We start from the raw sequence: 23,618 nt of genomic DNA on the forward strand, positions 1-23,618 counted from the left end.
GCGTCCCGAGTTCACCCGGGGGCGGCCGTGACCGAATCAAAAACAGACATGAATGTTTGATTCTGTCGATGTGATGCTTGCGATCTTATCCTTGGCGCGATAAAACAGTCAACAGTGATTGTAATTTTGGCATCTCGACAAGCTGGCGCCTCAGCCCTAATCGAACCGGCTTTCGCGCTTCTGCGCGAACGCGGCGATGCCCTCGCGGCTGTCTGCGCTGGCGAGCGTCGCCTTGCCCCAGGCATTGCCGACGGCAAGGGCCTGCGCGATATCCATGCCGATCGAGAGTTCGTAGAGTTCACGCCCGTTGGCGATGGCCTGCCAGCTGTTCGCCAGCATCGCCTGCGTCACTTCCAGCGCGCGGTCGAGCAGTCGCTCGCCGGGCACCACTTCGGTCACGATGCCGAGCTCGTAGAGGCGGCGAGCGGGCAGCGGTTCGCCGGTCATGATCATCGCCAGCGCCGTGGCGCGCGGCACTTGGCGGGCGAGGCGCTGGATGCCGCCCGCGAAGGCGAAGAGGCCGCGCTTCACTTCGCTGAGGCCCATCAGTGCGTGCTCGGCGGCGAAGACCATGTCGCAGGCCATCATGATCTCGAACCCGCCCGCGACGGCGGTGCCGTTGATCGCGGCGACGAGCGGCTTGGTGCGGCGACGTTCGGTGATTCCGCCGAAGCCGCGCCCCGGAATGAGGCCGTGGCCCGCGCCGATCCGCTCCGCTTCCTTGAGGTCCATGCCTGCGCAGAAGGCGCGCGTGCCCGTGCCGGTGACGATCACTGCACCCACTTCCGGGTCGGCCTCGGCCTCGGTGATGGCCGTGTCCATTGCCTGCGAGGTCGCCGCATCGAGCGCGTTGCGTGCGGCTTCGCGATTTATGGTCAGCAGGCACACGGCCCCACGGCGTTCGACGATCAGGCCGGTCATCCTGGTTTTCTCCCGAAGAGGCGACTTCGGCGAAGCAATTCGCGAGTCGCATGATAATTGAGAAGATTGATAATACGGAAAGAGGATGGATTGAAAGTCTTTGGAAATCTTCATCATCATGGATTGATCGTGGATGATATTTCGCGATCCATGGAAGTATTGGGTAATGAACTTGGCGTCGAATGGGCGCCGATCAGGCGTTTCGATCCATTACGTGTGTGGTTGCCGGATATGGGATGGTCGGAAGCGCATCTTACCGTGACCTATTCGCGGCAAGGACCAATTCATTACGAACTGATCGAGATGATTCCGGGCGGCGCTTACGAGGCGCTGCGCGCGGTTTCTCCGGCGCACGTCGGCGCGTGGGTGGCCGATGTCGGCGCGGAAGTGGAGGCGCTGCTGACCGACGGCTGGCGCGTGATCGCGGCGGGCGCCTCGCCGAAGCACCGCTACGGCCAGATGGCGTACATGGCGCGGGATGGCGGGCCGGTCCTCGAAGTGGTGGGAGAGCCGATCCGGCCGATGATCGAGGAGTGGATCGCCTCTTGATGAGGTATACTTATTTATATAGCGTGATGTTTGAAGGGATTCGCGAGGGCCTCGTTCATGAAGGCTCATATCCCTGCCCGATGAATCGGGTTTCCTAATTAAGATGGGCTGAGTTGTGGCGTATCCGCGTCACCTTAGAAGCGGGAGAGCGGCTTGCCGCGCAAACTGGAAGTCTTTGTGGCCACCAAGGGCCATGCCTTCTGCCGGGATGCCTTCGAGGGCATGTTGCGGGCGGTCGGGGTCGAGCCGACGATGGTCGACCAGCCCGCCGCCGCGATGCTGCTGGAGCCCGGCGCGATGGCGCGGTTCGACGCGGTGCTGCTCTACGACATGCCCGGCATGGATTTCGGCGCTCCGGTGTCGGAGAGGCCCGGCTTCGTGGAGCCGGAGCCTGCGTTTCGGGAGGGCTTCAGCGCGCTGTTGCAGGCGGGCAAGGGCATCGTCGCCATGCACCATTCGCTGGCGGGCTGGCCTGCCTGGCCGGACTATGGCGCGGCGCTGGGCGGGAGGTTCCTCTACAAGCCGTCGGGCGGCCGCGGCAGTTCGGGCTACGTCCCGGACATTGGCTACACCGTGCGACAGACTGCCGAGCATCCGGTGCTGGCGGGGCTGCCCGAACGGTTCGATCTGTTCGACGAACTCTACGCCTGCGAGCGACTGCCCGATCCCTCGATGGTGCCACTGCTCACGCGCGAAACGCCGGTCGAGCAGGAGCGCGTTCTGTCCGCCATGCACGCGGTGCGGCGCGAGGAGCAGGGGGACTGGACCCCGCCCGCCGACGACCGGGTGATCGCGTGGGCCAAGGCGGCGGGAGCGAGCCCGCTGGTCTACCTCCAGCCCGGCGACGGTCCCCAGACATACGAGAACGAGAACTACCGCCTGCTGCTCGGCAACGCGCTGCGCTGGGTCGCCTCCCCCGAGGCGCGGCGCTGGGCGGCAGAGCGCAGCGGCATGGAGAGGACGCGCGGATGAAGGATGCACGACTGATGGATGACCCCGAGACCTTGTCCGCTCCCGATCCGCAGACGGTGGGAGGCACGCTCGCCCGCGCTGCGAGGGAATACGCCGGACGGGAAGCGCTGATCTACGACGGGCGCCGGGCGACATATGCGCAGTTGTTCGAGGAAGTGATCGAGCGGGCGAGGGGGCTGATCGGCCTCGGTGTCAGGCCGGGCGACCATGTCGGCGTACTTATGCCGAACTGCTGGGATTATGTGGTGCTCTACTACGCCATAAGCCTTGTCAGTGCGCGCTCGGTGCTTCTCAATGCACGCTATAGACCCGACGATCTGGCCTACGTGATCCCCAAGGCGCGGCTTCGTTTCCTGTTCGTCGGCGGCCATGCCTGGCGGCACTGCGACTATCGCCCGATGCTGGCGAGCGTATTCCCGGAGCTTGCAGAGGGCGGGAAAGCCACGGGTGCGCCCGATCTGGAGCAGGTCATCGAACTCGGCGACGAGCGCCCCGGGGCATGGCTGAACGAGGCCGCGTTGGACGCGGTGGCGCGAAGTGTGACGCGCGCACAGGTGCTCGAACGGGCAGCGGCAGTGAAACCGCAAGACATTGGATTGATGATCTTTTCCTCGGGAACGACATCACGCCCCAAGGCATGCATGCTCACCCACCTGTCCCTATGCCAGACCGGTGCGGCGATGGCCGAGCGGTTCCGCTTCACCAGCGAAGACAAGGTGTGGGATCCGCTGCCGCTGTTCCACATGTCGACGATCCTGCCCCTCGCCGGATGCCGCGCGACGGGCGCCTGCTTCATGGGCATGGGCCATTTCGACGCCGACAGCGCGATGAGGCTGCTGATCGCCGAGCAGCCTACCGTCCACTACGCCGGTTTTCCGACGATCGTCGGCGCACTCGTCACCCACCCCGACTTCGCCCGCTACGAGCAGTCGCGCCTGCGGATCAACCACGTCGTCGGCCCGCCCGACTTGCTGCGGCGCTACGCGAAGGACTTCCCCGAGGCAGTGCCGGTCAACAGCTACGGCCTGACCGAAGCGACCGGCGTGCCGTGCTACAGCGATCTCGACGACCCGCAGGAACTCCTGTTCGAAACCAACGGCCGCGTGTTCGACGGCATGGAAGTGCGCGTCGTCGATGCCGCCGGAGAGCCCGTGCCCGATGGCGTGCCGGGCGAGATCTGCCTGCGCGGCTATGCGATCTTCGCGGGGTATTACGACGATGCTGAGGCGACCGCCGCCGCTGTCACGCCCGAGGGCTGGCTCCATACAGGCGACCGGGGCCGCATCGGTCCGGGCGGGCGGGTGATCTACGACGGTCGCGTCAAGGACATGCTCAAGATCGGAGGCGAGAACGTCGCCGCGGTGGAACTTGAGAGCTTCCTGATGACGCACCCGGCGGTGAAGATGGCGCAGGTCATCGGCGTGCCCGACGACCGGCTGATGGAAGTCGCCGCGGCCTATATCGAGGTCACGCCCGGAGGGGCGGTCTCCGAGGAGGAACTGGTGCGCCACTGCATCGGGCGCATCGCCAGCTACAAGATCCCGCGCTACGTCCGCTTCGTCACCGAATGGCCGATGAGCGCCACCAAGGTCCAGAAGTTCGAACTGCGCGAGAACTTCGCTCCTACCGGCAAGATCGACGTCGCAGCCATGGCGAAAGGCGCATGAGCGGCGCGGCAATGGCGATGGCCGAGCCCATGGACGAGACGGTTCCCTTGCCGATGGACGAACCCGCGCCGACGGCGGCGGCATGGTATCTGATCTTCGTGCTGACGCTGGCCTACACGGTCAGTTTCGTCGATCGGCAGGTGCTCAACCTGCTGATCGGACCGCTGAAGGCGGACTTCGGGATTTCCGATACGCAGCTCAGCCTGTTGCAGGGACTGGCGTTCACGCTGGCCTATATCCTGCTGAGCCCGGTGTTCGGGCGCATGGCCGACACCGGCAGTCGCAAGACGATCCTGCTCGGCGGCATCGGCCTGTGGAGCCTTGGCACCAGCCTCTGCGGCCTTGCGCGCAATTACTGGCAACTGTTCTTCGCCCGCGCGGCGGTGGGCGGGGCGGAGGCGAGCCTGACCCCGGCGGCGTGGTCGATCATCGCCGACAGCTTTCCCACGCGGATGATCCCGCGCGCCTTCAGCATCTTCCTGATGGGCCCGTACATTGGCGGCGGGCTGGCGTTGATCTTCGGCGGCCTTCTGCTGGAAGCGGCAGAGGGATGGGACTTGTCGGCCGTGCCCTACCTCGGCACGTTGCAGCCGTGGCAGGTGGTGTTCCTCGTCGCAGGCTTGCCTGGCTTCCTCATCATGCTGATGATGCTGCGCATCCGCGAACCCGTGCGCAAGCTGGCTGCGAAGGATACGGCGGAGCGGATGCCGTTCTCGCAGGTCTGGCGGACTTTCGTGGAGCACCGGGACTTCTACGGCAACTTCTATGCCGGCATGGCCTCGCTGGTGATCGTGCTCTACGCCTTCCCGGCGTGGATGCCCGCGATGCTGATGCGCCGCTTTGGGGCCAGTCCGGCCGAGGTCGGGGTGGAGTATGGCGTCGCGGTGCTCATCACCGGATCGGTCGGCGTGCTTGCCGGGCCGGTGATCGCCGGTCGACTGCAACGGGCCGGGCGCATCGATGCGCTGATGCGGGTGCCGTTCTTCGCCGCGCTGGCACTGATCCCGATCTCCCTCGCGCTCGCCTTTGCGCCGAGCTACGGCTTCGCGATGGTCGTGGCGACGCTGGCGAGCTTTGCCTATTCGCTGCCGCAGGCGCTGGCATCTTCCGGCCTCCAGATGGCGACGCCGAACCGGATGCGCGGGATTTCGTCCTCGGTCTATGTCTTCGTGGCGAGCGTCATGGGTCTTGGCGCGGCGCCGACGATCGTGGCGCTGCTGACCGATCATGTCTTCGCCGATGAGCGCAGCGTCGGACTGTCGCTTTCGGTGACTTGTGCGGGCGCGGCTGCGGTTTCGGCGTTCTTCGTCGGGCGTGCGCTCAAGGGATATCGGCGGATACTGGCGAAGGGCTACTGACCTTCGGCATTGCGAGCGTGGCGCTGGATTGCTTCGCTACGCTCGCAATGACGGGGTAGGGTTAGAGGGTAGCCACGCTGCCCAGAATGACCGTTGCCTGACTGGATAGCGTGCCGCCATTGCCGTGAGCCAGCGCGACGTCCACTGCGTCGATCTGGTTCGCCGCCTCGCCCCGGATCTGTCGGGCGGCCTCGACGATGGCGAAGAGGCCGTACATCCCCGGGTGGCAGTACGACAGCCCGCCGCCGTTGGTGTTGACCGGCAGCGTGCCACCGGGCGCGATGGCGCCGCTGCTCACGAAGCGGCCGCCTTCGCCCTTGGGACAGAAGCCGAGGTCTTCGAGGAACAGGATCGTGTTGATCGTGAACGCATCGTAGAGTTGCGCGGTGCGGATATCGGACGGCGAGACGCCCGCCATCGCCATGGCCCGTGCGCTGGATTCCCTGGCGGCGGTGACGGTGACGTCCTTAGCCTGCGCTATCGAGTTCCACCAGGTCGCCGCCGCCGCGCCCAGCACCGGGACCGGCGGCTTGGGCAGATCGCGTGCGCGGTCGGTCCGCGTCATCACGATGGCCGCCGCTCCATCCGTGACGAGGCAGCAGTCGCGTACCGAGATCGGTGTGCTGATCATCCGGGCGGAGAGGCAGTCCTCCAGCGTCAGCGGCCCTCTGGCGAAGGCATCGGGGTTCGTGTTCGCCCATGCCCGCGCTGCCAGCGCCACGGCGGCAAGGTCTTCGCGCGTGGTGCCGTATTCATGCATGTGCCGCGCGGTCGCCAGCGCGTAGGAGGTGAGGGGGAACAGCGGCGCATAGGGCGCGTCCCACTGGTTGCTGGTGATCTTCGTCGCCAGCTTGCCGCCATTGCTGCGCTGGTTGGAGCCGTAGGCGATCAGCGCGCAGTCGATATATCCAGCGTCCAGCAGCATCGCGGCGACCGCCATGTGGCTCATGAAGGCCGAGCCGCCGGTGCGGTTGTTGTCCGTATAGCGCGGTTGCAGGCCGAGATGCTCGGCGAAGGACATGCCGGCGAAGAAGTCGTCGGGCTGGCAGATGAACAGGGCGTCCACATCCGGCAGCGTCAGCCCGGCATCGGCGACAGCGAGCAGCGCCGCCTGCGCCGTCAGTTCCATCGAGGTCCAGCCCGGCATCTCGCCGATCCCGAAAGTGGCCAGTCCGGCGATGGCGGTACGCCCACGGGGGAAGGTGTCGGCCATCGTCAGTCCTCCACCGGACGGAACAGGAGCAGCGGAGCCTCGCCGCCCTGCTCCACGAAGGCTTCGACCTTCATGCCGATGCGCAGTGTCTCGGGCGTCACGTCCTCCACCCGGCTCATCAGGCGCGCGCCTTCGTCGAGGTCGATCAGCGCGACGTGGTAGGGTTCGGCGGGCGGCTTTCGGCTGATCCACGACAGCGTATAGACACTGCCGCGACCGGACGCCTCGAACCATTCCAGCGCCTCGCTGGAGCCCGGTGCGGCGAGGCGGGGCGGGAAAACCACCGAGCCGTCCGGCGCGCGCTGGAGCAGCAGCCGCCCTTCCGCCAGCGCCGCGCGCCAGTGCGCCTCGGGTCCGGTCATGCCGCCGTCCTCACCGCGCCGCGTTCCTGCAAATCGGCGATCTCATCAGCCGAGAAGCCCGCTTCGCGCAGCACATCGAGGCTCTCGCCCCCGAGAGCGGGGCCGGGATCGCCGATGGCGCCGGGGGTTTCGGAGAAGGTCGTCGGGATGCCGGGGAAGCGCAGCTTGCCTTCGGGCGTGTCGCGCTCCTGCCAGAAGCCGGTCTCGACCAGATGCGGGTCGTCGAGCAGGTCGGTCAGGCTCTTGATCGCGGTCGCCGGGATATGCGCCTGTCGGAACAGTTCCACCCATTCCTCGGTCGAGCGCGTCTCGATCACTTCCGCCACTTTGGCCAGCACCGTGCCGATGTTCTGCGTGCGCGACCGCATCGAGGCGAACATCTCGTGCCGCGACCACTCCGGGTTGCCCAGCGCATCGAAGAAGGCGCGCCAGTGCTTGTCGTTGTAGATCATTACGCCGATGTAGCCGTCCGCCGTGCGATAGGGCCGCCGCGCTTCGGAGGTCGCGCGTGGATATTCGGGCGGGCCTTCGGGCGGCACGAACAGCGATCCGCACAAATGCTCGACCATGGCGAAGGAGACCAGCGTCTCGAACATCGGCACCTCGATCTCCTGACCGATGCCGGTCTTCTCCCGCGCATAGAGCGCGGCGATCACCGAGTAGGCGCCGGTAAGCCCCGCAACCTTGTCCGCGATCACCGTCGCGGCATAAGTCGGCTGCCCTCCGGAAAGCCGCGCCTGAAGGTCGACGATGCCCGACGCGGCCTGCACGATGTCGTCGTAGGCGGGATAGTCACGATACGGGCCGTTGCGGGCAAAGCCGTACATGTTGGCGTAGATGATCCCCGGATTGGCCGCCTTCAGCGCCGTATAGTCCAGCCCGAGCCGCCCGATCGCGCTCGACCGCATCGAGTGGATGAACACGTCCGCGCCCTCCGCCATGCGCAGCAGCGCCGCGCGCGCCTCCGGCTGCTTGAGGTCGAGCACGATGGAGCGCTTGCCGCGGTTGACGTTGAGGAACATCGCCCCGCGCGAGGCGTCCGGCCCCGGCGGGATGAACCGCGTGGTGTCACCCTGCGGGCTCTCCACCTTGATCACGTCCGCGCCGAGGTCCGCGAAGATCTGGGTCGCGTAGGGGCCCATCAGCACGCTGGTGAGGTCGAGCACCTTCACGCCCGCCAGAGGGCCCTTGCCCATGCCGCTCATAGAAATTCTCCGGTCCCAAAGTTTCTGTTCATTGCCAAGCCCGATCCCGGTCCTACCCTCGTGCGCATGTACGTGAGCACACGTGAGGGGAGGCCGTTGAAATGAAAGTTCACCTGATCGCCGCGGGCAAGTTCCACGATATCGACTATGCCCGCCTCGAACTGCTCAAGCTGCTGGCCGAGCGGCCGCGCATCCGCACTTCGGTGGCGTCTGACTACGCCGATCTGGCGAGCCTCGAAGCGGCGGACCTGCTGATCAGCTACACCTGCGACATGGTGCCGACGAGCGACGCCGAAGTGGCCGCGCTGACCACTTTCCTCGAACGCGGCGGCCGTTGGCTGGCTCTTCACGGCACCAACGCGGTGCTGCGCTTCGGCGCGGATGGCGTGGTCGATACGCCGGACGAGGTTCCGGCCTTTACCGGCCTGCTCGGCACGCGCTTCGCAGGGCACCCGCCCATCGCGCCGTTCAAGGTCTTCGTCACCCGCGACGATCACGAAATGACGCAGGGCCTGCGCGATTTCCGGGTGGAGGACGAACTCTACCTGACGCACCGCACCGCGGACATCGACGTGCTGCTGCACACCAGCTTCACCGGCCGCTGCGACGAGTTCCGAGACGCCGACTGGGACGAGGCCGAAGTGCCCGTGCTCTACGAGCGCAAGGTGGGGCAGGGCGGGATCATGTACCTGACGCTCGGCCATTGCCGGGGCCATTACGACCTGCTGCCGGTAAGCCCGTTCTGGCCGCATCCGCAGCGCTGTGCCTGGAACTACCCGGTGTTCCATGAACTGCTGCGCCGGGGCATTACGTGGGGGCTTGCTCACGCCGGTTGATCCTCCGGCCTGAGGGCGTGGAGCTGGGTTTCCAGCGCTTCGAGCACCGGCTCCACCAGCCCAGCGTCCATCGCGCCGGTCAGCAGGTTGACCGCCATGCCCTCCATCGTCGCCTGCGAGATCGCCATGGCCAGTGCGAAGCTTTCGGGGCTCGCCTGCCATTCGGGATAGAGCTGGACGGCGAGCTGGTTGAACCGTTCCCGGAACTCTACCTGCAACGGCATCAGCACGGCGGCGAGGTCGGGGTTGGTGCGCGCGGCGACGGCGAGTTCATGGAAGGCGATGAAGGCGGGCTTCTGGATCTGCTTCCAGTAGGTGCGCACCATCGCACCGTGGTCCAGCGCGCTTCGCTCCGCCGCGCGGCGGAAGGCCCGCAGGCGGCGTTCGTGCAGGTGCATGATCGTCGCTTTGATGAGCGAGACGCCGTTGTCGAAATGATGGAGCATCGCTCCGCGCGAAAGCCCCGCCTCGATCGCCACCTGCGGCGTGGTGGTGCGCGAATAGCCGCTGCGGACGAGCACCCGGATCGTCGCGTCGATCAGGCGCGCGCGGGTCTGGGCGCTTTTCAGCGCCTGCATCGTCGGTTCGTCCGCGCCGGTCCGTCTCACGGGTGTTGCGCTCTCCCAAGCTGGCGGGCCGGTGCGTCCGGCCTCGCGAACTTCATTGGGTAGCGCAATCCGGAGCATAAAAAAAGACATCCATGAATGTCTTTTATAATTATGCTGGCGCGAATCGAACGGGAGAGACGCCGATGAGCGCGACAAGCCGATTTGCCCTGTCGCTGCACCAGCTTACCGCGCTGGATGCCAGCCCCGCGCGCCTCGTCGAACTGGCGGGAGCGGAGGGCTGTGATCACGTCTGCCTGTTCACTTTCGTGCCCGAGGCCGCGCGTGGGCGCTACCCTCTGGTCAGCGCCGCCGATGTGCCCGATCTTTCCGCGCGCATGGCCGATGCCGGAGTCTCGCTGTGCAACCTCGAAGTCTTCCCGCTCGACGGCAGCGAGGATTTCGACGCCTTCGCCCGCGCGCTGGAAACCGGCGCAAAGCTGGGGGCGACCAAGGCCACCGCGCATGTCCATGAGGTGTCCGGGATTGCCGAGGCGGTGGATCGCTTCGGTGCGTTCTGCGATCTTGCGGCAGGCTACGGCATCGTCCCGGGGCTGGAGTTCATGGGCTTCTCCGCCATCGCCGACATCGGCGCGGCGGCCGCCGTGGTGCGCGGTGCGGGCAAGGGGAACATTACCTGTGACGCGCTCCACCTGATCCGCAACGGCGGCTCGGTGGCGGACGTAGCGGCCCATGCCGATATCATCGGTTACGCCCAGCTATGCGATGGCCCGCTGTTCCGCCCGCGCGAGGAGTGGTGGGCCGAAGCGGTCCGAGCCCGCGAACTGCCGGGCTCCGGCGACTTCCCGCTGGTCGAGATCGTGCGCGCCTTGCGCGACGGCACCGTGATCGAGGTGGAAGTCCCTCGCGCTGATGACGCCAAGGCCGGGATGACTGCCGCCGAGCGGGTCAGCCGCGCCGTTGCTGCGACCCGCTCTGTGCTGGATCGGGCAGGATGAGGCTATTCACGGCCCGCGGTCCCGGATCAAGTCCGGGACGACGTATCCAGCACCGCCTCCATCCGCGCGACGAGCCCCGCCAGCCGGTCGATCTCGGACGGCCCCTTGGGCTCCCCCGGATCCGACAGCACGCCCGAGAGCAGCACGTCCACGTAGCGCTTGGCTTCCGCGTCGATGTCGAGCGGGCGGCCGATGAAGCTGGTGCGCATAGCGACGTGCTCCAGCCCACCGAACATCATGTCGCGGATCATCACGGGGTCCACATCGGCCCGCGCCTTGCCCGCGTCCTTGGCCTGCTGGACGGCATCCACCACGCTTTTCGCGAACAGGTGGTTCAGCTTGTGCAGCGCGGTGCCGCGATAGTCCTGCCAGCGCAGTTCCTGGTAGAACACGCGGTGCAGCTTGGGCGTCTCCTCCATGGACCGCATGAAGCGCACGGCGATCAGCGTCAGCTGCGAGCGCAGGTCGTCGATGTTGCGCAACTCGCCCGTGAGCCGCTCGACGAAGGGCGTCGCCCAATCGGCAAGAACCTGGTTCACAAGCTCCTGCTTGTTGTCGTAGTATTTGTAGACCGTGGCCTCGGACACGCCCGCCAGCTTGGCGATCTTCGCCATGGAGGTGGCCTTCGCGCCTTCCTCCTCGATAAGCTGGCGCGCGGCGGCGAGGATTTCCTGCGGGCGGTAGTCCTTGCGACGCCGCCAGGCGAGCGGCTCTGCCTCGGTGCTCTTCGCCATGGTAATTGAACTATCCTCATTTGCAGTTGACACCCGAGGGCAGGACTTGCAGCTTTACGGCAATTGCGGCGACTTGCAAGAAGTCAGGTCGAACTCATCAACCATGCGATACGGGAGAAGCATGGGCCATTTCACGATTGCCCCCGGGCGCTTCGACCTGTCTGCCGCGCTGGACGACGCGATCCGCGCATCCTGCGCCGCGCCCGCTCGCTCCGGTGCTGAAGCGCACCCGATCTTCGCCTTCGTCGCCGCGCTCGGCGGCATGGGCGCACGGGTGCGGGACGTATGCCGCGACCTCGGACTCGCGTTCGACAGCGGGGCGGTGCTGGGCCGCTGCCGGATCGACTACGACGCGCCGATGACTGTCGATACCGCCTACGACGTCGCGGCGGAGGTCGTCTTGCTGGAGCGCAAGGCCAGTCGCCGCTTCGGCGCGGCGGACCATCTGACGCTGGGCATGACGGTCAGCGCGGGCGGACGGCCCCATGCGCGGGTGCAACTGACCACCATCATGCCGGTGATCGCATGAGCGCGTGGAAACTCGACGCCGTGCCTGCCGAAGTCATGGCGCTGTGGTGCGAGGCGCTGGGCGACGACAACGCCATCCACGTCGATCCCGCCGCCGCCGAAGCGCTCGGCTTCGGACCGCGCACGGTCAATCCGGGGCCGACGAACCTCGCCTATCTCCTCAACATGGCGATGGAGACGCGGCCGGGTGCGGAGATCCGCTCGGTCGAGGCGGCGCTGCTCGGCAACGTGCTGGCGGGAGATGCTGTCGTAGCGCGCGGAACGTGGCATGATGACACCTGCGACGCCGAACTGGCGGTCGCACCGGACCAGACGGTCCTCAAGGCAAGAATAGAAATGTCTCACGGGAGAGAGCCTGATGATGGAGAAGGCCTTCGCAGCCAGCGTCTATGACCTGATCGCCATGCGCGTGCGGGCGGCTCCGCAGGCGCTGGCTATCGTACAGGGCGACATGCGCCTCTGCTATGCCGAGGTGATGGCCTGCGTCGATGCCGTCGCCGCCGACTTCGCCGCCCGCGGATTGGTGCGCGGGCAGCGCGTGGCGATCCTGTCGGAGAACCGTTTCGAGTATACGGCGGTGCAGATCGCCTGTGCCAAGCTGGGCCTGATCGCCGCCTGCCTCAACTGGCGCCTGTCCGATGCCGAGATGCGGCACTGCGTCGAACTGGTGGCCCCGTCGCTGATCGTCGCTTCGCCGCGCCATCTGGAGGCGGCAGGCAAGGTTGCCAATGGGCGCGCGCTGGCGGCCATCGACACGCTCGGCGCGCCGGGTGAGACGGCCAGCGTCGCAGAGCCCGAGGACGGCCTGCTCATCATCTACACAAGCGGCACTACGGGACTGCCCAAGGCCGCCGTCATCAGCCATCGTGCGGAGGTCGCGCGGATGTGCGCGATGCGGCTCGACATGGGCGTGGAGATGTCCGACGCCTACATCTCCTGGGCGCCGATGTTCCACATGGGCGGGACCGAGCACCTGCTAGCGACATTGATGTGCGGCGGCACCGGCGTCATCGTCGACGGCTTCGATCCCGATGCGCTGGTCGATGCGCTGGAGGAATTCCCGGTGGGCTGGCTCATGCTGGTCCCCGCCACGATCGAGCCGCTGCTGGAACGCCTCGCCGCGCGGCAGGCGCGTGTGCGCGGGGTGAAGGCGGTGGGCTGCATGGCGGATCTCGTCCCCTCTGCGACGATCGCCGCGATCACGACCGCATTGGGGGCTCCTTACCTCAACTCCTTTGGCGCGACGGAAACGGGGATGCCGCCGCTTTCAGCCGACCTCATCCCGGTCGGCGCGACGCCCTCCGCCTTTCCCAAGCGACTCAGCATGCTGTGCGACCTGCGCCTGCTCGATGCCGAGGGGCGCGAGGTCGCGGATGGCGAGACCGGCGAGGCCTGCGTGCGCGGGCCGACGCTTTTCAGCGGTTATTGGAACGCGGACGCCACAAACGCCGAATGCTTCGCAGGGGACCGCTTCCACATGGGCGACCTGTTCCGGCGGAAGCCGGAAGGCTTCGAGTTCGTCGGGCGCTCCAAGTATCTCATCAAGTCAGGCGGAGAGAACATCTATCCGGCGGAGATCGAGCGCGTCCTGTTCGCCGACGCTCGCGTCAACGACGCCATCGTCGTGCGCCGCCCGGACCCGCAGTGGGGCGAGGTGCCGGTGGCGGTGATCGCGCGGAATGACCCCTCGCTCGACGAGGCGATGGTGCTGGAGATGTGCCGTCAGGCGCTGGCTGGATACAAGCGCCCCAAGCATGTGCGCTTCATCGAGATGGAGGCATTCCCACGCAGCGCCAGCGGCAAGATCATCCGTGAGGAAGTGGAAGCGATGATCGGGTAGAGCGCCAATTCCTCCCCGAGCTTGTCTCGGGGAGGGGGGTGCCGCCGCAGGCGGTGGTGGAGGGGGAGAACTTCGCGCCATTCCCCCTCCGTCAGCCCTGACGGGCTGCCACCTCCCCGAGACAAGCTCGGGGAGGAATTTTCAGCCTCTGCCGCGCGATTTCTCGTAGGCGATCCAGGTCGGCAGGCGCTCCGGGAAGTCCGCGGGCATTGGCTCGGGATAGGCGTGGTTGCGCAAGGGCGTGGAGAGGATTCCGGGATATTCCTCGATCGGCACGTAGTAGAGGAAGCCGATGGTGCGCTCGGCAAACTTCCACCCCGCATCGGTGTTTCTGTACTTGTCGTCGTAGCGGATGGCGGTGACCATCATCTTGCCGTTGCGCCACAGTTCCGCATGGCCGATCACCCGGCCGGTCGCCTCCTGAGAACCATCACCCACGAAGTCGATCTGCACGTCGTGCATGAAGTGATGGCCGGGACCAAGCACATCGAAGCGCCCGTCGTACTGCGTCATGATCGCGTCGATGCCGGTGGCGTTCATCACGCCGTCCGCCGACTTGAGAACGGCATCGGGTGCGAAGAGGACGCGGATGGCATCGATGTCGCGGTCGTCGATGGTGAAGCAGTAGCGGGCGATAAGCTGGCGGATCTGCGATTCCGCTTCGAGTTTGGCGATACGCTCTTCCAGGGTCGGCATGGTTCTCTCCTTGATTGTCAGCGGGCATCCTCGAGCATCATGTCGGCGCATTTCTCGCCGATCATGATCGAGGGGGCATTGGTGTTGCCTGCGGGCAGGCTCGGCATGATCGAGGCATCGGCGACGCGCAGTCCCCTGATGCCGTGGACGCGCAGGCGGGGATCGACGACGGCATCCGCGCCTGCGCCCATGCGGCACGAGCCGACCGGGTGCAGATTGGCGATGGCGGCGGCGCGTACGAAAGCCTCGATCTCATCGTCGCTGCGCGCGTCGGCGCCGGGCGAGATCTCGCCCGCGTTGTAGGGGGCGAGCGCGGGCTGGGCGGCGACGCCTCGCACGATCCTGACCGCCGCGATCATCGCCTCGACGTCGACGCGGTCGGTCAGGAAGTTCTGGCGGATCACCGGGTCGGCAAGCGGATCAGGCCCGCGCAACGTGACCGATCCGGTGGCGCGCGGGTTGAGGTGGACCGGGCTCATGGTGAAGCCGGGGAAGGGGTGCGCCTTCATGCCCGCTGCGGTACGGCTCTGGACGGTCCAGATGTTCGTGTTGACCTGAAGATTGGGCCGGTCCTGCCGCTCGTCCGTGCGGGTGAAGATGCCCGCATAGATGCCGTTGCTGGCGAGCGGCCCCTTGTTGAACAGAACGTAATCGATGCCCGCCTTGAGCTGTTTCAGCGGACTGTTGGCCAGTTCGTTGATCGTGATCGGCTTGGTGCAGCGGAACATCAGCGAGATGTAGAAATGATCCATCAGGTTCGCGCCGACGCCCGGCAGGTCGAGCAGCGGAGCGATACCGTTGGCACGCAGGTGCTCCGCCGGGCCGATGCCCGACAGCAGCAGGAGTTGCGGCGATCCGAACGCGCCGCCGCAGACGACGACCTCGCGCCGGGCTTTCGCCGTGCGCAGGCCCGCCTTTGTGCGATACTCGATCCCGGTTGCCTGCCCGCCTTCGATCAGCACGCGGGTGGCGTGGGCGCCGGTCTCGACCTTGAGGTTCGCGCGGCCCCGCGCCGGGGTCAGGTATGCCTGCGATGTGTTCCAGCGCCGGTTGTTGCGCGTTGTGGTCTGGAAGAAGCCGGTGCCTTCCTGCTCAGCCCCGTTGAAGTCCGGGTTGTAGGGAATGCCCGCCTGCCGCGCCGCATCGACGATGGCGACGGCGATCTCCGAGCGGTCGGGCTGGTCCGACACGGTCAGCGGCCCGCCGACGCCATGGTAGGCATTAGGTCCGCGCTTCTGGTCCTCCGCCTTGCGGAAATACGGGAGCACGTCCTCGAAGCTCCACCCCTCGCAGCCGAGTTGCCGCCAGTGGTCGTAGTCGCGCCGGTTGCCGCGGATGTAGAGCATGCCGTTGATCGAACTCGTCCCGCCCAGCACCTTGCCGCGAGGCTGGTACATGCGGCGGCCATTGAGCTGCGCCTCCGGCTCGCTCTCGAACATCCAGTTCACCTTGGGGTCGGTGAACAGCATGGGATAGCCCATGGGCGGCTTGATCCAGAACGCGGTGTCCCTCGGCCCGGCCTCCAGCAGCAGCACCGAATAGCGCCCGTTCTCGCTGAGCCGCGCCGCGACCACGCAGCCGGCCGAGCCCGCACCGCTGACGATGAAGTCGAACTCGTCGCTCATGCAGCCTGCCCGGCGAGGTGCCTGCCCGCGATGTAGGCGAAGGTCATGGCCGGGCCGATCGTCGCGCCCGCGCCGGGATAGGCTCCGGCGAAGACGTTGGCCTGATCGTTGCCCACTGCATAAAGCCCGGTCACGGGCGCGCCCTCGCCGTCGAGGACGCGGGCATGGCGGTCGGTCTTGAGGCCTGCGAAAGTGCCGATGATCCCGGCCTCCATGCGGATGGCGTAGAACGGGCCCTTGGTCAGCGGGCCGAGACAGGTGTTCGGCTTGTGCTCGGGGTCGCCCTGATAGACGTCGTAGACGCGCCCGCCGCGCCCGAAATCGGGGTCGACGCCCGCCTCTGCGTTGGCGTTGAAGGCCGTCACGGTGCGCTCCAGCGCAGTGGCGTCGATGCCGCAGATCTGGGCAAGGGCCTGCAGCGTGTCGGCGCGCTTGAGGTAGCCGCTGCGCAAGTGCTGGCCGTGCGGGATGGGGAAGGGCCGGACCATGCCGATGCCCCACTTCTTCACCGCCGCCGCATCGCCGATCAGCCAGGCCCAGGCGCTGCTGTCGCCCTCGCTGGCGCGGGTCATCTGGGGGATGAGGTCGTGGTAGGAGCTGGACTCGTCGCCAAAGCGGCGGCCATCGGGACGAACGGCGATGAAGCCGGGCTTCTGCCGGTCGATCAGATGCGGCCAGACGCCGGTGAAGTCCCTGGAGCCGGGCAGGACCGAGACCGGCATCCACGGCGCGGGATGGGCGACGTTGCCGTTGAACACGCCGCCGACGCTCTCGGCGAGGCGTATGCCGTCGCCGGTGTTGCCGGGGTTCGTCGGGTTGCGCTGCTCGCGGTTGTTGGCCGGTGCGGGAAAAGTGGCGGCGCGGCGTTCCGGGTCGTTGGGATAGCCACCGCAGGCGAGCACCACGCCTCGCCGCGCGGTAACGCGGACGCGGCCCTGCGGCGTGTCGATCTCGGCGCCGGTTACGCGCCCGTCCTCGCGGGTGAGGGCGGCGACGGGGGAGGACAGCCAGATCGGCACGTCGAGATCGAACAGCGTGCGGGCAAGCCGGGCCACCAGCGCGCGCCCGCGCACGACCTGCTGTCCCTCGCCATAGCGCACCACGTCGGTGAAGTGCTTGGCCAGCTTCTTCGCGACGAAGCCGAGCGCCTTCACCGAACGGCCCGCCTTCATGAACTGGATCATCTCCACCCCCGAACCCACGGCAAAACCGAGGAAAAGCGTCTGCGGCAATTGCTGCTTGAGGTTCTTCAGGTGCGGGCCGAGTTCGCGCGCTTCGTAATCGACGGTGCCGATCGAGCGGACGATGGAACTGTGCCCGCTTTCCGAATGGTAGTCCGGATAGTCCATGCCGTAAAAGCGGACATGGCTGTTCTCCTCAAGGAAGCGGACCATGCGCGGTGCGGTATCGAGGTAGGCCTCGACACGGTCCGGCTCGATGTAGTTGCCGGTTTCCTCGATCAGATAGGCGCGGGCGTTGGCGACGTCGTCGCTCTGCCCGGTGGCGCGCTGCATGGCGGGGGAGTGGTGGTTGCCAGGCACCCAGAGCACCCCGCCCGAAGTCGCGGTGGTGCCGCCGAACACGGCCTCCTTCTCCACCACCAGCACGTCGAGCCCGGCGCGGCGCGCGGTGACGGCGGCGGTAAGGCCGGCGGCGCCGGTGCCTGCGATGAGAACGTCGACGGTCCTGTCTGAAGTCGTCATGCGCTTATCTTCTCCATGGCAGCGTTTCGCCCTGCGATGCGGCCGAAGACGACGGCGTTGCCGATCGAGGCACCGCCCGCCGCGTAGCATTGTCCGAACATGCCGCCGGTGGTCTCCCCGGCGGCGTAGAGGCCCGGCACCGGGCGGTCGTCGGCACCCAGCACGCGCGCCTCGGTGTCGATGCGGATGCCGGTACCGGTCCAGCAGATGATGCCGGGGCGGATGTGCGCGGCGTAGAACGGTCCCTGAGAAACGCTGCGCAACATGGCCGAGGGCTTGAAGTAGTCGGCATCCTCGCCCGCCTGGACCAGCGCGTTGTAGCGCTCGGCGGTGGCAGCAAGGCGCGTGGTAGGAAGTCCCAGCTTGTCGGCCAGTTCCTCTAGCGTCGGCGCACTGACGAGTGTTCCGGCCTCGACGTGTTCGAGCAGGCGATCCGCCGCCCAGCTTGGCGCAGGGCGGTATTGCGTGGTCTTCGAGGCAAGGCGCGATGTCTCGTCGAAGATCGCGTAGCAGTCCTTGCCCGGCTGTTCGTCGAGCACGGCGGCGAGCACCGAGTATTCTATGGTCTCGTCGATGAAGCGGCGTCCCTCGCGGTTCACCATCATCAGCCAGCCGGGGAGGTAGCTCTCGAGGTCTCTGGCGAAACCGGGCGTGATGAGCAGCAGGCCGCGGTTCGCCTGGCTCAACTGCCCCTCGACCTGCGCGGCAAGGGCAATTCCGTCGCCCCGGCAGGTCGGCGCGCCGATGTACCAGTGCAGGTCGCCATAGCGCGCGGCGTCGGGATAGTGCCGAGCCAGCATCTCGGGATTGGCGCCGAAGCCGCCGGTGGCGATCACCGTCGCGGCGCTGCGCACGGGCTGGCCATCGACGACGATGCCGCAGACGCGGCCCTGCTCGACCAGCAGGCTTTCGACGCGGGTTTCCAGCGCCGTCTCGACGCTGCGGCCGGACAGGAAGCCCTCAAGCCCTTCGACGATGCCCGCGCCGTCGCCGGTAGCGCGATGGCCGCGCCGCACTTTGTCGACGCCCGATGCGTAGAGGTTGTCGGTGGTGAAGCCGACGCCGATCTCGCGCAGCCACTCGAAGGCGACGGCGGACTGCTCGCACAGCCTGCGCACCAGCGCGGGCTCCAGCTTGTACTGGTTGAGCGTCATGTAATAGTGATACATCGCCTCGGCCGTATCGTCGGCAAGGCCCGCTTCGCGCTGGAGCGAGGTTCCGGCGGCGTAGAACACCCCGCCCGACAGCGCGCTGGAGCCGCCGGTGCGGTCGGCCGCTTCCACCATCAGCACGCTCGCGCCGTTCTCCGCCGCGAGGGCTGCCGCGCTCAGGCCCGCCGCGCCGGTGCCGATGACGATGACGTCGTAGTCGAGATCGTCGCCATCACTCATTGCCGGGTTCTCCCGGCGGGCGGCACAACGCAAATCCTTTCGGCCGTGACCGGCATAGGACGCCTCTCCATTCATGGTTGTCGTTGGGCCGACGCATCCCTGCGCGAAGCAGGGCGTGGCTGGCCGATGACCCGAAGCATGACGAGCGTCGACTAGTAAGTCTAGCTCAATTGTTGCTCTTTAGTCACCCGAAGCGGAGGTGTCCATCGCGAAACCCGCAGGTTTGGCCGGGTTGCGGGGCGTCTACCATCACAAAAAAGCAATCATGATCGACTTTTTTATTGTCATGCCGCCACTTCCTGCGCATAAAGCGGCGTAGAAAAGAGGTTGAGTCACCAAGGAGCGAATCGCCCGGTGGCTCGGGGAATGGGATGAAGACTGGCTCGGTCACGTACTCGGCAAAGGCCCGAGACGGCGACAACGCCTTCAATTTCTAAAATAAGTCATCCTTCGCAGCGAAGGGATAGACGGGGAGAAGAGAATGAAGGATCTACCGAATTTCCATCGCGCCTGCCTGACCGCCGGATTGCTGGCGTCGGCATCGGCGTTCGGGCTGGCAAGCCCGGCGCTGGCGCAGGAGGAAGCGCCCCAGGCCGCCACCGGCGGCCTTGAGGAGATCGTCGTGACCGCCCGCAAGCGCACGGAATCGCTGCAGGACATCCCTGTCGCGGTGACGGCCTATTCGCCCGCGCAGATCGCCCGGCAGGACATCTCCAACATCGAACGCATCGCCGCGACCACGCCGAACCTGACGGTCGGTCGCGCGACCACCGGTTCGGGCGCGCAGATCTCGCTGCGCGGCATCGGCACCCCGGCGAGCGCGCTGGGCATCGAGTCCTCCACCGCGATCATCGTCGACGGCATCTACTACGCCAGCGGCCGCATCCTGAACGAAGGCTTCTTCGACCTCTCGCGCATCGAAGTGCTGAAAGGCCCGCAGGCGCTGTTCTTCGGCAAGAACGCGACGGCTGGCGTGATCTCGATCACCACCGCCGACCCCGGCGCCAGCTTCGAGGGCTCGACCCGCGTCGGCTACGAGTTCCGCGCCAAGCGCCCCTATATCGAGCAGATGATCTCCACGCCGCTGACCGACACGCTGGGCGTGCGCGTGGCGCTGCGCGCGTCCAAGATGTTCGGCGGCTATTCGCGCAACTACGCGACCGCGCAGCCCTTCACGGTGACCGACCAGGCCGGCGGCCCGGTGCAGAACCTCGTCGCTCCGCCGGGCGATCGTCGCGGGCCGAAGGAGAAGGAGCTCGTCGGGCGCATCACGCTCAAGTGGGAGCCGACCGACAACATCACCAACACCTTCAAGGTCTCCGCCAACGAGACGACGACCAACGACGGTGCGTGGAACAACATCGTGTTCTCCTGCGCCACCGGGTTCAGCACCCTCCAGCCCGGCGTGCCCTGCAAGCGCGACTGGAAATACTACCACAACCAGATGCCGACCGAAATTTCCGCGAACTTCCCCTTCGCGCGTGATGACGGCGAGCTTTACACCAAGTACCGCTCGTACCAAGCGACCAACAACCTCGAATGGAACCTCGGCGACGTCACGCTGACTTCGGCGACGAACTACCAGAACCAGAACAACCGCTGGCTGACCGACAGCGACTACCAGCAGCGCGCCACGCAGATCTACGTCGGATCGCGCGAGAAGTGGTGGGCATTCTCCGAGGAACTGCGCGCGCAGACCAACTACGACGGCCCCGTCAACATGATGGTCGGCGTGCTCTACCAGAAGACGAAGCTGCAGTCCGACCAGCACGTCTATTCGGGCAACGTGCGCGTCAGCACGCAGCGGCCGGAGTGGGAATACGTCGCCTTCGGCAAGGATTCCTACACCAAGGGCGAGACGATCTCTCCCTTCGCGCAGGTGACGTGGAAGGTCATCCCGGAACTCGAACTGTCCTCGGGCATCCGTTACACGCATGAGACCAAGGACAGCTTCTTCGTCCACCCGGTCAACCGTCCCGGCCAGATCAACCGCCTGAACGACCCTATCTACACCGACCAGACCTTCACCAACTGGAGCCCGGAAGTCACCGCGTCGTACAAGCCGGTGCCTAACGTCAACATCTACGGCGGCTTCAAGACCGGCTACAAGTCGGGCGGCTTCTCGAACCAGAGCTCCTATACCAACGCCTCGATCCCGGCGGATCTGGACTTCGAGCCGGAGAAGGCGAAGGGCTTCGAGGGCGGCGTGAAGACCACGCTGTTCAACAACCAGCTCCGCTTCGACGTCGCGCTCTATACCTATGAGTACACCAACCTGCAGGTGGACTTCTTCGAGGCGCAGACCTTCCGCTACATCACCACCAACGCCGGTTCGGCGCGGACCAAGGGCGTCGAAGTCTCGACCGAGTGGGCGCCGATCGCGGTGCCGGGCCTCACCATGCGTGGCTCGCTGAACTACAACAAGGCGCGCTACGTGGACTTCATCGCTCCGTGCGTCACCGGCCAGACCCCGGCGCAGGGCTGCAACCCCACCGCATCGAGCCCCTACGGCGGTCTGCTCGTGCAGGATCTGAGCGGCAAGCCCACCGCCAACGCCCCGCGCTGGACGGCGGCGCTGGGCACCAGCTACGAGACGGACCTGACCCCGGACCTGTCGCTCGCGCTCTCGGCGGACGCCCGCTATTCGGCCAGCTACAACGCATCGCCGTTCCACAACCCGATCGCGACGCAGCCCAAGTACGTGAACCTCGATGCCTCGGTGACGCTCAGCTCCAAGGCGGGGTGGGATCTGGCGGTCATCGGCAAGAACCTGACCAACCAGTTCGTCATCTCCGGCGCGCTGGACTCGCCGGGCACGGGTTCGGGCACCGGCACGGCAGCGGGCCGCCTCGGCGACCAGCGCGGCTATGCCAACATCCCGCGCACGGTGCAGGTGCAGGTCACGTACCACTACTGATCCGCAAGCAACCGACCGGTCGTCCTCCCGGCGTGCAGGACAACCATCCTCTCCTGGCCGGTGCGCGAAGCCTCCATGTCGCGCACCGGCCTTCTGTTACGTGGGATTCCGGTGCAGACCTGTCTTTCCATTTCGCGCCAGCCATGCGATCTGCGGTCACATGAATGATCCTCGCCTCATAGTGATGGAAGCGATCGCGACACGCAGGTTCGTGGTCGCGCGTTACAACGGCAATGCCATCACCCTCGCGCCGCACATCCTGTTCGAGCGGCATGGCGACCTCGTCATCAGCGCGATGAATCCGAACAAGGCGCGCCGCAGCGACGAGGAGCCGACGCTGGGCCAGTTCAAGCTTGCGGGCCTGTCCGAGCTTGCGATCACGGACGAGCCGTTCGAGCCGCTGGGATCGTTCGACGGCGCGCCGCCGCGCAGCGACGATGGCGTCATTCTGGCGGTCTGAGGGCCGGTTCAGCCCCTGATCTGCGTGGGTGACCGGCCGAACCAGCGGCGGCAACTGCGCGAGAACACCGCTTGTTCGGCAAAGCCCAGCTTCTCCGAAATGTCGCGGAAATCGAGCCGCGTCTGCTGCAGGTAGTAGAGCGTCAGGTCGCGGCGCACGTCGTCCTTCACCGCCTGGAAGCCGGTGCCCTCCTGCTGCAATCGGCGGCGCAGGGTGCGGTGATGGATGCCGAGCGCGCGGGCAACCTCGCCGCTGGCGCAGTCGCCGCTGGCCAGCCTGCGCATGACGAGGCCGCGCACTTCGGCATCGAAGGGTAGTCGCTGCCGGGGGAAATGCGCCTCCACGTAGGCGACGAGATCGCGGTGGATTTCCGCGTTCTGGCTGAGGATCGGGCTGGAGAGGTCGCGGACCGAGAAGGTGATCCCGTCCGCCGGTTCGCCGAACCGCACCTCGCAACCGAAATGGCGGCGGTAGCCGTCCGGCGACGACAGCGCCTCATGCCGGAAATGGACGCAGCGGGCGCGGGCATAGCCGCCGGTTATGTCCATCGCCTGCAGATGGCCGAGCAGGAGGAGTTGCTCGATCGCCTGGATGCGGTCGCCGCTGCCTTCGACGAGGAGGTCGTGCCCGGCGAACACCCGCTCGTTTCCGGCATCGGGATCGAGCCAGACCCGCGCGGCGCGGCTGTGCGCGCCGATATGCTCGCTGGCAAAGCGCAGGGCGTCGCCGAAGGTCTTCGAATTGCGCATGACCTGCCCCAGCGGCCCGAAGATCGCGCCGCGACGCTGGCGCAGGGCGAGGCGCATTCCGAAGTCGGGGCAGTCCAGCCGCCGCGCGGCAAGGGCGAGGAGGCGGATCGCTTCGGGATAAGTCAGGTCGCCGGCGTCGTCGCGGAATCCCTCGGGGCTGATGCCCGCCGAGTGCAGCAGTTCGCCGGGATCGCCGCCCAGTTCCGTCGCCAGCACGGGGAAATGGCGCAGTAGCGGGATGTTGAGCTTCGCGAAGTCCATGTCGGTGGTCGATGACATCGGCAGGGCCTTCCGCAGAGCGAGTGAGGGCAGGCCCATGGCTGCCTGC

The 23,618-nt window shown here is 66.6% G+C and carries 22 protein-coding genes; 11 read left to right on the plus strand and 11 right to left on the minus strand.

All coding sequences use genetic code 11. The features are described 5' to 3' along the window. Positions 1 to 156: 156 nt before the first annotated feature. On the minus strand, positions 157 to 921 hold the full coding sequence (locus LO787_RS07630; protein ID WP_232495245.1) for an enoyl-CoA hydratase/isomerase family protein: 765 nt from the start codon (positions 919 to 921) through the stop codon (positions 157 to 159). 90 nt (positions 922 to 1,011) lie between these two features. Between LO787_RS07630 and LO787_RS07635 the strand changes: the two genes are divergently transcribed. The 4 genes from LO787_RS07635 to LO787_RS07650 all read left to right on the plus strand — a co-directional run bounded on the left by LO787_RS07635 (position 1,012) and on the right by LO787_RS07650 (position 5,467). Further along, the gene (locus tag LO787_RS07635) at positions 1,012 to 1,470 is read left to right on the plus strand and encodes a VOC family protein (protein ID WP_232495246.1); all 459 of its coding nucleotides are present in this window, start codon (positions 1,012 to 1,014) and stop codon (positions 1,468 to 1,470) included. 153 nt (positions 1,471 to 1,623) lie between these two features. Beyond that, entirely contained in the window at positions 1,624 to 2,442 is an 819-nt protein-coding gene (locus LO787_RS07640) for a ThuA domain-containing protein (RefSeq protein WP_232495247.1), read from the plus strand. 14 nt (positions 2,443 to 2,456) lie between these two features. Continuing rightward, positions 2,457 to 4,109: an AMP-binding protein gene (locus LO787_RS07645; RefSeq protein WP_232495248.1), complete on the plus strand. Its 1,653-nt coding sequence runs from the start codon at positions 2,457 to 2,459 to the stop codon at positions 4,107 to 4,109. Further along, on the plus strand, positions 4,106 to 5,467 hold the full coding sequence (locus LO787_RS07650) for a spinster family MFS transporter (protein WP_232495249.1): 1,362 nt from the start codon (positions 4,106 to 4,108) through the stop codon (positions 5,465 to 5,467). Before LO787_RS07645 ends, LO787_RS07650 begins: the two co-directional genes overlap by 4 nt. 61 nt (positions 5,468 to 5,528) lie before the next feature. On the opposite strand, the gene LO787_RS07655 is transcribed toward LO787_RS07650, so the two are convergent. From LO787_RS07655 to LO787_RS07665, 3 genes are read right to left on the minus strand one after another with little or no spacing between them, the layout of a single operon-like run. Beyond that, entirely contained in the window at positions 5,529 to 6,680 is a 1,152-nt protein-coding gene (locus tag LO787_RS07655) for an acetyl-CoA acetyltransferase (protein WP_232495250.1), read from the minus strand. Between the two features lie 2 nt (positions 6,681 to 6,682). Further along, positions 6,683 to 7,042, minus strand: a complete 360-nt coding sequence (locus tag LO787_RS07660; protein WP_232495251.1) for a Zn-ribbon domain-containing OB-fold protein — start codon at positions 7,040 to 7,042, stop codon at positions 6,683 to 6,685. Next, entirely contained in the window at positions 7,039 to 8,247 is a 1,209-nt protein-coding gene (locus LO787_RS07665; RefSeq protein WP_232495252.1) for a CaiB/BaiF CoA transferase family protein, read from the minus strand. The genes LO787_RS07660 and LO787_RS07665 overlap by 4 nt, the downstream gene beginning before the upstream one ends. Positions 8,248 to 8,348: 101 nt before the next feature. Here LO787_RS07665 and LO787_RS07670 point away from each other — a divergent pair, with 101 nt between their 5' ends. Further along, positions 8,349 to 9,083 carry a ThuA domain-containing protein gene (locus tag LO787_RS07670; protein WP_232495253.1) on the plus strand — a complete coding sequence of 245 codons (735 nt, stop codon included), beginning with the start codon at positions 8,349 to 8,351 and terminating at the stop codon, positions 9,081 to 9,083. Here the strand turns inward: LO787_RS07670 and LO787_RS07675 are convergent. Continuing rightward, positions 9,071 to 9,691, minus strand: a complete 621-nt coding sequence (locus tag LO787_RS07675; protein WP_232495254.1) for a TetR/AcrR family transcriptional regulator — start codon at positions 9,689 to 9,691, stop codon at positions 9,071 to 9,073. The two genes, LO787_RS07670 and LO787_RS07675, sit on opposite strands and share 13 nt — an antisense overlap. Before the next feature lie 143 nt (positions 9,692 to 9,834). Here LO787_RS07675 and LO787_RS07680 point away from each other — a divergent pair, with 143 nt between their 5' ends. Continuing rightward, positions 9,835 to 10,647 (plus strand): sugar phosphate isomerase/epimerase family protein, encoded by an 813-nt coding sequence (locus tag LO787_RS07680; protein ID WP_232495255.1) that lies wholly within the window; start codon positions 9,835 to 9,837, stop codon positions 10,645 to 10,647. Positions 10,648 to 10,673: 26 nt separating this feature from the next. Here LO787_RS07680 and LO787_RS07685 read toward each other — a convergent pair whose 3' ends face one another. Beyond that, a complete protein-coding gene (locus LO787_RS07685) occupies positions 10,674 to 11,381 on the minus strand; it encodes a TetR/AcrR family transcriptional regulator (RefSeq protein WP_232495256.1) in 708 nt (235 codons plus the stop codon). A gap of 121 nt (positions 11,382 to 11,502) precedes the next feature. On the opposite strand from LO787_RS07685, the gene LO787_RS07690 reads away from it, so the two are divergent. The 3 genes from LO787_RS07690 to LO787_RS07700 are packed head-to-tail and all read left to right on the plus strand — an operon-like array spanning position 11,503 to position 13,749. After that, positions 11,503 to 11,910, plus strand: a complete 408-nt coding sequence (locus LO787_RS07690; RefSeq protein ID WP_232495257.1) for a hypothetical protein — start codon at positions 11,503 to 11,505, stop codon at positions 11,908 to 11,910. After that, positions 11,907 to 12,302: a hotdog family protein gene (locus tag LO787_RS07695; protein ID WP_232495258.1), complete on the plus strand. Its 396-nt coding sequence runs from the start codon at positions 11,907 to 11,909 to the stop codon at positions 12,300 to 12,302. Before LO787_RS07690 ends, LO787_RS07695 begins: the two co-directional genes overlap by 4 nt. Next, on the plus strand, positions 12,268 to 13,749 hold the full coding sequence (locus LO787_RS07700) for a class I adenylate-forming enzyme family protein (RefSeq protein ID WP_232495259.1): 1,482 nt from the start codon (positions 12,268 to 12,270) through the stop codon (positions 13,747 to 13,749). Before LO787_RS07695 ends, LO787_RS07700 begins: the two co-directional genes overlap by 35 nt. Before the next feature lie 141 nt (positions 13,750 to 13,890). On the opposite strand, the gene LO787_RS07705 is transcribed toward LO787_RS07700, so the two are convergent. Genes LO787_RS07705 through LO787_RS07720 form a run of 4 tightly spaced genes read right to left on the minus strand, consistent with a single transcriptional unit; the run spans position 13,891 to position 19,164 of the window. Beyond that, the gene (locus LO787_RS07705) at positions 13,891 to 14,445 is read right to left on the minus strand and encodes a nuclear transport factor 2 family protein (RefSeq protein ID WP_232495260.1); all 555 of its coding nucleotides are present in this window, start codon (positions 14,443 to 14,445) and stop codon (positions 13,891 to 13,893) included. A gap of 17 nt (positions 14,446 to 14,462) precedes the next feature. Further along, positions 14,463 to 16,070, minus strand: a complete 1,608-nt coding sequence (locus tag LO787_RS07710) for a GMC family oxidoreductase (RefSeq protein WP_232495261.1) — start codon at positions 16,068 to 16,070, stop codon at positions 14,463 to 14,465. Beyond that, on the minus strand, positions 16,067 to 17,773 hold the full coding sequence (locus LO787_RS07715; RefSeq protein WP_232495262.1) for an FAD-dependent oxidoreductase: 1,707 nt from the start codon (positions 17,771 to 17,773) through the stop codon (positions 16,067 to 16,069). The genes LO787_RS07710 and LO787_RS07715 overlap by 4 nt, the downstream gene beginning before the upstream one ends. Next, positions 17,770 to 19,164: an FAD-dependent oxidoreductase gene (locus tag LO787_RS07720; protein WP_232495263.1), complete on the minus strand. Its 1,395-nt coding sequence runs from the start codon at positions 19,162 to 19,164 to the stop codon at positions 17,770 to 17,772. The genes LO787_RS07715 and LO787_RS07720 overlap by 4 nt, the downstream gene beginning before the upstream one ends. Positions 19,165 to 19,645: 481 nt before the next feature. Here LO787_RS07720 and LO787_RS07725 point away from each other — a divergent pair, with 481 nt between their 5' ends. Together LO787_RS07725 and LO787_RS07730 are read left to right on the plus strand one after the other, a co-directional pair. After that, complete coding sequence (locus LO787_RS07725; protein ID WP_232495264.1) at positions 19,646 to 22,081, plus strand: TonB-dependent receptor; 2,436 nt, start codon at positions 19,646 to 19,648, stop codon at positions 22,079 to 22,081. A 160-nt stretch (positions 22,082 to 22,241) separates the two neighbouring features. Next, entirely contained in the window at positions 22,242 to 22,541 is a 300-nt protein-coding gene (locus LO787_RS07730; protein WP_232495265.1) for a hypothetical protein, read from the plus strand. Positions 22,542 to 22,549: 8 nt separating this feature from the next. On the opposite strand, the gene LO787_RS07735 is transcribed toward LO787_RS07730, so the two are convergent. Next, on the minus strand, positions 22,550 to 23,569 hold the full coding sequence (locus LO787_RS07735) for an AraC family transcriptional regulator (RefSeq protein WP_232495266.1): 1,020 nt from the start codon (positions 23,567 to 23,569) through the stop codon (positions 22,550 to 22,552). Between the last annotated feature and the right edge of the window lie 49 nt (positions 23,570 to 23,618).

It is taken from the genome of Novosphingobium kaempferiae (assembly GCF_021227995.1).
Lineage (GTDB): Bacteria > Pseudomonadota > Alphaproteobacteria > Sphingomonadales > Sphingomonadaceae > Novosphingobium > Novosphingobium kaempferiae.

What these genes read in the sequence shown, in the direction of transcription:
- LO787_RS07735 (WP_232495266.1), bottom strand. Translation starts at nt 23,569, where the DNA reads ATGTCATCGACCACCGACATGGACTTCGCGAAGCTCAACATCCCGCTA.
- LO787_RS07630 (WP_232495245.1), bottom strand. Translation starts at nt 921, where the DNA reads ATGACCGGCCTGATCGTCGAACGCCGTGGGGCCGTGTGCCTGCTGACC.
- LO787_RS07680 (WP_232495255.1), top strand. Translation starts at nt 9,835, where the DNA reads ATGAGCGCGACAAGCCGATTTGCCCTGTCGCTGCACCAGCTTACCGCG.
- LO787_RS07720 (WP_232495263.1), bottom strand. Translation starts at nt 19,164, where the DNA reads ATGAGTGATGGCGACGATCTCGACTACGACGTCATCGTCATCGGCACC.
- LO787_RS07700 (WP_232495259.1), top strand. Translation starts at nt 12,268, where the DNA reads ATGATGGAGAAGGCCTTCGCAGCCAGCGTCTATGACCTGATCGCCATG.
- LO787_RS07705 (WP_232495260.1), bottom strand. Translation starts at nt 14,445, where the DNA reads ATGCCGACCCTGGAAGAGCGTATCGCCAAACTCGAAGCGGAATCGCAG.
- LO787_RS07650 (WP_232495249.1), top strand. Translation starts at nt 4,106, where the DNA reads ATGAGCGGCGCGGCAATGGCGATGGCCGAGCCCATGGACGAGACGGTT.
- LO787_RS07715 (WP_232495262.1), bottom strand. Translation starts at nt 17,773, where the DNA reads ATGACGACTTCAGACAGGACCGTCGACGTTCTCATCGCAGGCACCGGC.
- LO787_RS07730 (WP_232495265.1), top strand. Translation starts at nt 22,242, where the DNA reads ATGAATGATCCTCGCCTCATAGTGATGGAAGCGATCGCGACACGCAGG.
- LO787_RS07660 (WP_232495251.1), bottom strand. Translation starts at nt 7,042, where the DNA reads ATGACCGGACCCGAGGCGCACTGGCGCGCGGCGCTGGCGGAAGGGCGG.
- LO787_RS07645 (WP_232495248.1), top strand. Translation starts at nt 2,457, where the DNA reads ATGGATGACCCCGAGACCTTGTCCGCTCCCGATCCGCAGACGGTGGGA.
- LO787_RS07695 (WP_232495258.1), top strand. Translation starts at nt 11,907, where the DNA reads ATGAGCGCGTGGAAACTCGACGCCGTGCCTGCCGAAGTCATGGCGCTG.
- LO787_RS07670 (WP_232495253.1), top strand. Translation starts at nt 8,349, where the DNA reads ATGAAAGTTCACCTGATCGCCGCGGGCAAGTTCCACGATATCGACTAT.
- LO787_RS07690 (WP_232495257.1), top strand. Translation starts at nt 11,503, where the DNA reads ATGGGCCATTTCACGATTGCCCCCGGGCGCTTCGACCTGTCTGCCGCG.
- LO787_RS07710 (WP_232495261.1), bottom strand. Translation starts at nt 16,070, where the DNA reads ATGAGCGACGAGTTCGACTTCATCGTCAGCGGTGCGGGCTCGGCCGGC.
- LO787_RS07685 (WP_232495256.1), bottom strand. Translation starts at nt 11,381, where the DNA reads ATGGCGAAGAGCACCGAGGCAGAGCCGCTCGCCTGGCGGCGTCGCAAG.
- LO787_RS07655 (WP_232495250.1), bottom strand. Translation starts at nt 6,680, where the DNA reads ATGGCCGACACCTTCCCCCGTGGGCGTACCGCCATCGCCGGACTGGCC.
- LO787_RS07725 (WP_232495264.1), top strand. Translation starts at nt 19,646, where the DNA reads ATGAAGGATCTACCGAATTTCCATCGCGCCTGCCTGACCGCCGGATTG.
- LO787_RS07665 (WP_232495252.1), bottom strand. Translation starts at nt 8,247, where the DNA reads ATGAGCGGCATGGGCAAGGGCCCTCTGGCGGGCGTGAAGGTGCTCGAC.